The following is an 8,430-nucleotide window of genomic DNA, read 5'->3' as shown; positions in this document are numbered from 1 at the left end:
TGCAAAGCGCATGCCCCGTCCCTTTCTGAGTCTCGACAACCAGAAGGTAGACGGAAAATCCCCGTCTCTCGGGGCATGCGCCTGCGGCATTTCGATTCACCAACAACTTTCCCCGGACAGCCCTGCCGGGCAGGGGAGAGGTGGCCCGAAGGGCCGGTGAGGGGGTGCCGCGGCGCTGGATTTCCCGCGCCGATGCTATCTCTCACCGCCCGCCGATCACGCCGATATAGTCCGACACCCAGCGGTAGTAAGGCACGCACTGGTCGTTCTGGCTGGCGCATTTCGAGGTCGGCGTCGTCCAGAAGCGGATCTTCTCGAAATCGTCCATGCCGTTGGCGGTGCAGCCTTCCTTGGTCTGCATGCCGCGGCCGTCGGTGCAGGCGGCCGGCACCGAGGGGTTGGCGCCGAACCACACAGACAGGTCGCTCTGCAGGTTGGAGGACAGCGTGTGCTCCATCCACATATAGGCGCAGTTGGGGTTGGGCGCGTCGACATGCATCATGGTGGTGTCGGCCCAGCCGGTCGCCCCTTCCTCGGGAATGACCGAGGCGACGGGCTGCTTCTCGCCCTTCAGAAGGTTGACCTGGAACGGCCATGAGCCGGAGGCGACCACGCCCTCGTTCTTGAAGTCGTCGATCTGGATGAAGGCGTCGTGCCAGTAGCGGCCGACCAGCTTGCGCTGCGTCCTGAGCAGATCCAGCGCCGCCTTGTACTGGTCCTCGTTGAGTTCGTAGGGGCTCTTGATGCCGAGTTCCGGCTTGTGGGCCATCAGGTACTGCGCGGCGTCGGCCACATGGATCGGGCCGTCATAGGCCTGCACTCGCCCGGCGTTGGTCTTGCCGTCGGGCAGCGTCGTCTCCTCGAAGACGACGCTCCAGCTCTTCGGCGCTTCCTTGAAGACGTTGGTGTTGTACATCAGCACGTTCGGGCCCCACATGTAGGGGACGCCGTAGTGGACGCCGTCGACCGTGTGCCACGGCGCGCTCTTGAGGCGGTCGTCGACGGTCGACCAGCTCTTCACCAGGTCGACATTGATCGGTTGCACCCGCTTGCCGGCGACGAGGCGCAGCGAGGCGTCGCCCGAGGCGGTGACGAGGTCGAAGCCGCCCTCGTTCATCAGCGCCACCATCTCGTCCGAGGTGTTGGCGGTCTTGACGTTGACCTTGCAGCCCGACGCCTCCTCGAATTTGGTGACCCAGTCGAACTTCTTGTCGGTCTCGCCGCGCTCGATGTAGCCGGGCCAGGCGATGATCGTCACCTGCCCTTCGCCGGCACCGACTTCCTTCAGCTGCGCCATGGCCTGGCCGCTCATGGCAAGGGCGGCGGCAAGCGCCGTACAGGATTTCAGGAATGCTTTCATGGCAACGTCTCCCATTACGGGGCGTCGCTCTCCGGCGGCGACGTCATCCCTCAAGGATGAAGGTGACGCGAATGCTGCGCTTTCGCAAATTCATTTGTCAGAACGCCGATATCGGATTTTCCGATAGCTTGGGACTGGCCTGACTATATGGCTTCCAGAGTGGAGAGCGTCACCGAAAGACCGGGTACGGCTGTGGAAACCAGCGGCTGATCTTCCGAAACCTTGGCGACCTCATCATAGCCTTCCAGACCCGGGCGCCTGCGGACGTGCACGACACGTGACACCGCTTCGACGACCCAGAGTTCCGGAACGCCGAAATTGGCGTAAATCCTGGCCTTGCGGCCGAGGTCCCATTTCAGGCTGTAATCCGCGATCTCGACGGCGAGCAGAGCGGTGCGCGGATTGAGGTTGGCCAAGCCGTCGGCTTTGCGGAAAAAAATGAAGTCCGGTTCGATAAAGCTGTCCTCGTCGAGACGGAAGGTCGTTTCGACCGCAAAGCGGAAGGCGCCTGGGATCGTTGTGGCGAAATGAAGGTTGAGCGAATTCTTCAGGAGTTCGTGGTGGATGCCTTTGGCATTCATCGGAACGATCTCCCCGCCGATCAATTCGAAACGCTCGTGCTCGTCGATGATGCCGGCCCGCACTAGCGCCTCGATCTCGGCCACCGTCCAGCGCCGTCGCATCAGGCCCTCGGCGGCCTGCGTCGTGAGCGAAAGCTCGGGGGATCGGAACGGCTGGTTCATGACGCTAGGATAGCATCCACCAACTGCGGCAGCAAACACGTCTCGGCGCAGCGCATCGGACCAATGGCGTTACGCTCGTGCCGTCGCCAGCCAGCACGCGGCGGTGAACCGCGCGGAACCGGCCTCCACGAACGGAGCAAACGCCAGGCGCAGCGCCGCGGTCACCCTTTCCACCGTAGCGTCGTCCGCCTCCCGCAGGGCGAGGCCCACCGGACCGAGCTTGGTGACATAGGCCATCAAATCGTCCTCATCCACCCTGCACACCACGTCCGCCTGCTGGAGATCAACCTCCGACCAGCCGCTCGCCTCCAGGATCGACGTCACCCGAGCCTTGTCGGCGAAGGCGAATTGTCCGGGCGCGTCCGGATCGGGAACGGGCATCGGCGGCAGCAACGGAGCCGCTGCGCGGGCCGCCGTCGTCATGAACTCGTTCTCGGCCCTGCTGCGCCAGGCGACGAAGGCCAGCTTCGCACCAGCCCGCGCGCTGCCACGTATATTGGCGAACGCCGCCACCGGATCGTCGAAGAACATGACGCCGAAGCGCGAGATGACGGCATCATACCGGTCTCGCTCGAACGGATGGGTCTGTGCGTCGCCTTCGACGAAGCTTGCATTGGTCACGCCTTGGGCTACGGCACGCGCCTTCGCCGCCGCGACCAGCGGGCGGGAGATGTCGAGCCCCAGGCAGCGGCCGCCGACACCGACGCGCCGCGCCATCGCCAAGGTGGTCGCCCCGCCGCCGCAGCCGATGTCGAGGGCCCGGCCGCCCTCGCCGGGATCCCCGGCATCGACCACGAGCCGTCCGAACGGCTCCAGCATACGATCAAGCACGGCCTGCATCTCGACCCAGGCCGCGCCGCTGGCGGTGTTCCACAGCGCTGCCTGATCACGATTGGGCGACATGTCCGACATCTGGCTTCTCCCTTGGCATTGATTGCATCGACGGCATGCGCCACTATGCCAGTTCAAGTGAACTTGAGGTCAAGGGTGAAAAATCTGGATATTGCCGCCGCTGCGCGCGGCTCCGGCGTTCCGGCATCCACGCTGCGCTTCTACGAGGAGAAGGGGCTGATCGCGTCGATCGGCCGACGCGGCCTTCGGCGGCTGTTCGACCCCGAGATATTCGAGCGCCTGGCGCTGATCGCGCTCGGCCGCGCCGCCGGATTCGCGCTGGACGAGATCGCCGAGATGCTGCCGGCTAGCGGCCGGCCGCACATCGACCGGGACCGGCTGCGGGCCAAGGCCGAGGAACTCGACCGCACCATCCAGAGGTTGACCGCCATGCGCGAAGGGCTGCGCCATGCCGCGGCGTGCCCGGCGCCGCACCCGATGGATTGCCCGACCTTCCGGCGTGCGGTGCGCCTTGCCGGCGCCGGCGCCTTCGAGCCGCCGAAGCTGGTGTTCAAGGCGGAGGAGGTCGCTGCTTCCGGTCTCGCTTCCGCCTCACGGCGTGGCGGCTCGGCGCGACGCGGGTGAAGGTGCGCGCCGCCGGCACAACTCCGCCGCCGGCGCGAAACGGGATCGGCTCGAACTGCCGATCGAGGCTTTTTCCCTCAAGCGTTCAGCCCGCCGGATTGACCCAGCCGTTCGGCGGCCCGAAGCCGGCCATGGCCTCGACTGGGCCCCATGTGCCCGGCTCGTAGAGATGCGGCGGCGTGGTGTCGTTGAGAACCGGCCCGACGATCCGCCATGCGATCTCGCTGGCGTCCTGGCGGGTGAAGAGTTGGGCATTGCCGTTCATGGCGTCGCCGATCAGGCGCTCATAGGGCTCCATGTCCCCGGCGGCGTCGTCCATCGCGCTCAGTTCCACCTGCTCGCCGACCATGGCATCGCCGGCGGACTTGCGGCGCGCGCCGAGGCCGATCGCGATCTCCGGCGAGATGCGGAAGCGGAAGAAGTTGGCCTGCGCGGCATCGATGTCGTCGAACACGCCGAGCGGCGGCGGCTTCAGGCGCACCACCACCTCGGTCGCCCGGACCGGCAGCATCTTGCCGGCGCGGATGAAGAACGGCACGTCCTTCCAGCGCCATGTGTCGACGAAGAAGCGCACCGCCGCGAAGGTCTCGACCGGCGATTCCGGCCTGACGCCCGGCTCGTCGAGATAACCCCTGAACTGGCCGCGCACCACGTCATTTCGGGTCAGTGTGCGCACCGCCTTCAGCACCTGCACCTTCTCGTCGATCAGATCCTCGATCGAGCGGGTGACCGGCGGTTCCATCGCCAGCAGCAGCAGGACGTTGAGCAGGTGGTTCTCGATCACATCGCGGATCGCCCCCACCTCGTCGTAGAAGCGGCCGCGGCCCTGGACGCCGAAATCCTCGGCCATGGTGATCTGCACGCTGTCGACGAAGTTGCGGTTCCAGATCGGCTCGAGGAAGGAATTGGCGAAGCGGAAATAGAGCAGGTTCTGGATCGCTTCCTTGCCGAGATAGTGGTCGATCCGGAAGATCGCCTCCTCCGCGAAGACGATGTGCAGCACCCGGTTCAACCAGCGCGCCGACTGCAGGTCGCGCCCGAACGGCTTTTCGACCATGAGGCGCGCGCCGGCCGCGCCGCCGGATTGTTCCAGGCCCTGCACCACGGGCTCGAACATGCTGGGCGGTACCGCAAGATAGTAGAGCGGATGCCGGGCCGGTTCCATGGCCGCCCTGAGCTTGTCGAAGGTCGCCTGGTCGCGATAGTCGCCGCTGACATAGCGGATGAGCGACGCGAACTTCGCGAAAACCGCGTCGTCGATGCCGCCCGCGGCTTTGATGATGCCGTCGCGGGCGCGCTCCAGCAGCTTGCCGACATCCCAGTCCTCGAGCGCCACGCCGATCACCGGTTCGGCCAGCGTCCCGCGCGCCACCATGTCATAGAGGGCCGGGAAAATCTTCTTGTGTGCGAGGTCGCCGGTCGCCCCGAAGAGCACCAGCGCATCGGATCGCTCGGTCGCCATGATCATGCCTCCCCGCTCACGCCTTCGGCTTCTCGACATGCCCGCCGAAGGCGTAGCGCATGGCCGACAGCAGCTTGTCGGCGAATTCCGATTCGCCTTGCGAGGTGAGCCGGCTGAACAGCGCCGACGACAGCACCGGCGCGGGCACGCCGGTGTCGATCGCCGCCTTGAGCGTCCAGCGGCCCTCGCCGGAGTCGGAAACCCTGCCGCCGAACTGCGCCAGCGCCGGATCGGCCTTCAGCGCCCCTGCCGTCAGGTCGAGCAGCCATGAGCCGATGACGCTACCGTGCCGCCAGACCTCGGCGACGGCGGGCAGGTCGATGTCGAACCGGTAATATTGCGGCTGCGCCAGCGGGCTGGTCTCGGCATCGGCGTCGCGGTGCTCGCTGCCGGCGTTCGCCTGCTTGAGGATGTTCATGCCTTCCGCATAGGCCGCCATGACGCCGTATTCGATGCCGTTGTGCACCATCTTGACGAAATGGCCGGCGCCGCTCGGCCCGCAATGCAGGTAGCCGAGAGGCGCGGTGCCGAGGTCGCCGCCTTCGGCCGAGCCCGCGCCGGCGCCGGGTGCAAGCGTGGCGAAGATCGGCTCGAGATGTTTCACCGCGGCGTCGGGGCCGCCGATCATCAGGCAGTAGCCGCGCTCCAGCCCCCACACGCCACCGCTGGTGCCGACGTCGACGAAGCTCAGGCCCCTTGCCTGCAACCGCACGGCCTGGTCGACGGCGTCGTGATAGTGCGAATTGCCGCCGTCGACGATGATGTCGCCCGGTTCCAGAAGCGCCGCGACCTGCTCGACGACCCTGTTGGTGATGGCGGCGGGCAGCATCAGCCAGACCGTGCGCGGCCTGGCCAGCTTGCCTATGAATTCCTCCAGCGCGGCCGCGCCGACCGCGCCGTCCTTCACCAGATCCGCCACGCTCGCGGGATTGATGTCGTACACCACGCATTCGTGGCCGCCGCGCATCAGGCGGCGCACCATGTTGGCGCCCATCCTGCCCAGTCCCATCATGCCGATCTGCATCTTTGCGCCTCTTGTCCTGTGCAACTCGATGATCTGCGGTCTACAGCCGATGTCGGATCGTACGCTGGCCCTGTGCAATTCCGATGAAGTCGCGCGCCGACTGCGGCAGGCTGGAGCCGCGCCGCCACACCATGCCGACCTGGACGACCGGCAGCGCGCCTGACACGTCGCGCGACTCGATGCGGTCGCCTTCCAGCGACCATGGGCGGTAGACGAGGTCGGGCAGGAGCGCGATGCCGGCCCCGGTGGCCACCAGGCTGCGCACCGCCTCGACGGAGCGGGTGCGGAAGGCGACATGCGGCCGCGCGCCAAGAGCCGCCAGCAGCTTGCCGGTGTTCTCCTCGATCTCGTCGACGGTCAGCATGATCAGCGGCTCGGCGACGATGTCGTTGATGCCGATGATCTCGGCGGCCGACAGCGGGTGGCCGAGCGGCAGCCACAACCGGTAAGGCGAGACCTCGAGGATTTCCGCCTGCAGCGCCATGCGGTCGCGCAGGTTGGAGATGACCATCACCGCGACGTCGAGCTCTCCGCCGACCAGCAGGTGCTCGAGATAGTCGCCATTGTCCTCGATGGCGCCGACCTCGACGCCGGGAAAGGCGCGGCGGTAGCGCGCCAGGAGGTCGGACAGCACGTAGCCGGCCACCAGCGAGGTGACGCCGAGCTGCAGGCTGCCGCCGCCGCGCTCCTGCTCGGCGGAGAAGGTGCGGCGCGCGTCCGAGACGTCGGTCAGAATCTTCGTCGCGTGGCGCAGGAACTGGTGGCCCTTGTGGGTGATGGTCAGCCCGCGCGGATGGCGCTCGAACAGCGTCACGCCGAGATCGCCCTCGAGCTCCTTCACCGCCTCGGTGACCGAGGACTGCGAGATCGACAGGTTCTGGGCGGCGCGCGACACCGAGCCCTGCTCGGCGACGGCGACGAAATACTGAAGCTGTCTCAGCGTGAAGGCCATGCACGGAATAGACACCGCGACAGCCGCGATGGGAAGGGCGGGCAAGGCTGTTGACCTCCCGTAATATTGTAACTATGTAAGTTACATGAAGCGCAACAGCCGCCTTTCCGCCGCCCTCCACGCCTTGGTCCATATGGCGCAGGAGCCCGACCGGCCGCGCACCTCGGAGGAGGTGGCGCGCTGGCTCGACACCAATCCGGTGGTGGTGCGCCGCGTGTTCGCGGGGCTGCGCGAGGCCGACATCCTGTCGACGGAGCGCGGCCGCGGCGGCGGCATGGTTCTGGCGCGTCCTGCCGCGGCCATCTCGCTCGCCGAGATCGGCGAGGCGCTGGGCGAATCGCTGCTGCCGGTGCGCAGCGAGCCGGAAAGCCCCGGCTGCCTGGTCGAGGCGGCCGTCGACGAACTGCTGGAGGACTGCCGCCGGCAGGCCGAGGATTTTTTGCGCGGCTGCCTGGCCAAATTCACGCTCGCCGACCTGGCGGCGGATTTCCGGCACCGCTTCGCCAACGAAGGAGCAAGACACCATGGATCATGACGTCGCCATCATCGGCGGAAGCTTTGCCGGCCTGTCGGCGGCGATGCAACTCGCCCGCGCCCGGCGCAAGGTCGTCGTCGTCGACGACGGCCAGCCGCGCAACCGCTTCGCCGCCCATTCGCATGGCTTCCTCGGCCAGGACGGCCGCGCGCCGGCGGAGATCCTCGACGAGGCGCGGCGCCAGCTGCTCGCCTATCCCACCGCTTCGATCGTGCAGGGCCGGGCCGAACGATGCGGCGGCACGAAAGGCGCCTTCGCCGTCGACCTGCCGGACGGCTCCTCGCTCATGGCCGCGCGGCTCATCCTCGCTTGCGGCGTGACCGACACGCTGCCGGACATTCCCGGCCTGCGCGAACGATGGGGCAGGACCGTCGCCCACTGTCCCTATTGCCACGGCTACGAAATTCCCGCCGGGTCTATCGGCGTGCTGGCGACCGGGCCGATGTCTTCGCATCAGGCACAGCTGGTCGCCGACTGGGCCCCGGTTGTCTTCTTCCACAACGGCGTCCAGCCGGAAGACGCTCATGCCCATCCGCGCCACGCGATCACGGTGGAGCGGGAGCGTGTCGAGGCGATCGAAGACGACGCGGCCGGCCTTGCCGTCCGTCTCGCCGACGGGCGGCGTGTCGCGCTGGCGGCTCTCTTCACAGCGCCAAGGACGCATCCCGCCGGCGGCATCGCCGAGGCTTTGGGCTGCGCGCTGGAGGACGGGCCGCTCGGTCCGCATGTGCGCGTCGACGGGACCCAGCAGACCAGCGTCGCGGGCGTGTTTGCCGCCGGCGACATCAACCGCAAGGCCGCCAATGTCGCCATCGTCGTCGCCGACGGTGCCATGGCCGGCGCCGCCGCACACCGCTCGCTGGTGTTCGAGGCGTGAG

Annotated in this window: 9 protein-coding genes; 3 read left to right on the top strand and 6 right to left on the bottom strand. The window is 67.2% G+C overall.

Annotated elements, in window-relative coordinates; all coding sequences use genetic code 11:
* Positions 1 to 202 precede the first annotated feature (202 nt).
* The 3 genes from C7I84_RS22155 to C7I84_RS22145 all read right to left on the bottom strand — a co-directional run bounded on the left by C7I84_RS22155 (position 203) and on the right by C7I84_RS22145 (position 3,015).
* Positions 203 to 1,360: an ABC transporter substrate-binding protein gene (locus C7I84_RS22155; RefSeq protein ID WP_106774389.1), complete on the bottom strand. Its 1,158-nt coding sequence runs from the start codon at positions 1,358 to 1,360 to the stop codon at positions 203 to 205.
* A 143-nt stretch (positions 1,361 to 1,503) separates the two neighbouring features.
* Positions 1,504 to 2,025: a Uma2 family endonuclease gene (locus C7I84_RS22150; protein ID WP_207771054.1), complete on the bottom strand. Its 522-nt coding sequence runs from the start codon at positions 2,023 to 2,025 to the stop codon at positions 1,504 to 1,506.
* Between the two features lie 147 nt (positions 2,026 to 2,172).
* Entirely contained in the window at positions 2,173 to 3,015 is an 843-nt protein-coding gene (locus C7I84_RS22145; RefSeq protein WP_106774388.1) for a class I SAM-dependent methyltransferase, read from the bottom strand.
* A gap of 75 nt (positions 3,016 to 3,090) precedes the next feature.
* On the opposite strand from C7I84_RS22145, the gene C7I84_RS22140 reads away from it, so the two are divergent.
* A complete protein-coding gene (locus C7I84_RS22140) occupies positions 3,091 to 3,579 on the top strand; it encodes a helix-turn-helix domain-containing protein (protein WP_106774387.1) in 489 nt (162 codons plus the stop codon).
* 85 nt (positions 3,580 to 3,664) lie between these two features.
* Here the strand turns inward: C7I84_RS22140 and zwf are convergent, their stop codons facing one another.
* Genes zwf through C7I84_RS22125 form a run of 3 tightly spaced genes read right to left on the bottom strand, consistent with a single transcriptional unit; the run spans position 3,665 to position 7,017 of the window.
* Complete coding sequence (gene zwf, locus C7I84_RS22135) at positions 3,665 to 5,041, bottom strand: glucose-6-phosphate dehydrogenase (RefSeq protein WP_106774400.1); 1,377 nt, start codon at positions 5,039 to 5,041, stop codon at positions 3,665 to 3,667.
* Positions 5,042 to 5,057: 16 nt separating this feature from the next.
* Positions 5,058 to 6,065 (bottom strand): phosphogluconate dehydrogenase (NAD(+)-dependent, decarboxylating), encoded by a 1,008-nt coding sequence (gnd, locus tag C7I84_RS22130; protein WP_106774386.1) that lies wholly within the window; start codon positions 6,063 to 6,065, stop codon positions 5,058 to 5,060.
* Between the two features lie 40 nt (positions 6,066 to 6,105).
* Positions 6,106 to 7,017 carry a LysR family transcriptional regulator gene (locus C7I84_RS22125; RefSeq protein ID WP_106774385.1) on the bottom strand — a complete coding sequence of 304 codons (912 nt, stop codon included), beginning with the start codon at positions 7,015 to 7,017 and terminating at the stop codon, positions 6,106 to 6,108.
* 85 nt (positions 7,018 to 7,102) lie between these two features.
* Between C7I84_RS22125 and C7I84_RS22120 the strand changes: the two genes are divergently transcribed.
* The gene (locus C7I84_RS22120) at positions 7,103 to 7,552 is read left to right on the top strand and encodes an RrF2 family transcriptional regulator (RefSeq protein WP_106774384.1); all 450 of its coding nucleotides are present in this window, start codon (positions 7,103 to 7,105) and stop codon (positions 7,550 to 7,552) included.
* Positions 7,542 to 8,429 (top strand): NAD(P)/FAD-dependent oxidoreductase, encoded by an 888-nt coding sequence (locus C7I84_RS22115; RefSeq protein ID WP_106774383.1) that lies wholly within the window; start codon positions 7,542 to 7,544, stop codon positions 8,427 to 8,429. The genes C7I84_RS22120 and C7I84_RS22115 overlap by 11 nt, the downstream gene beginning before the upstream one ends.
* Position 8,430: the final 1 nt, after the last annotated feature.

It is taken from the genome of Kumtagia ephedrae (genome assembly GCF_003012745.1).
Classification (GTDB): domain Bacteria; phylum Pseudomonadota; class Alphaproteobacteria; order Rhizobiales; family Rhizobiaceae; genus Kumtagia; species Kumtagia ephedrae.
This window is presented reverse-complemented; position numbering and strand designations above follow the sequence as displayed.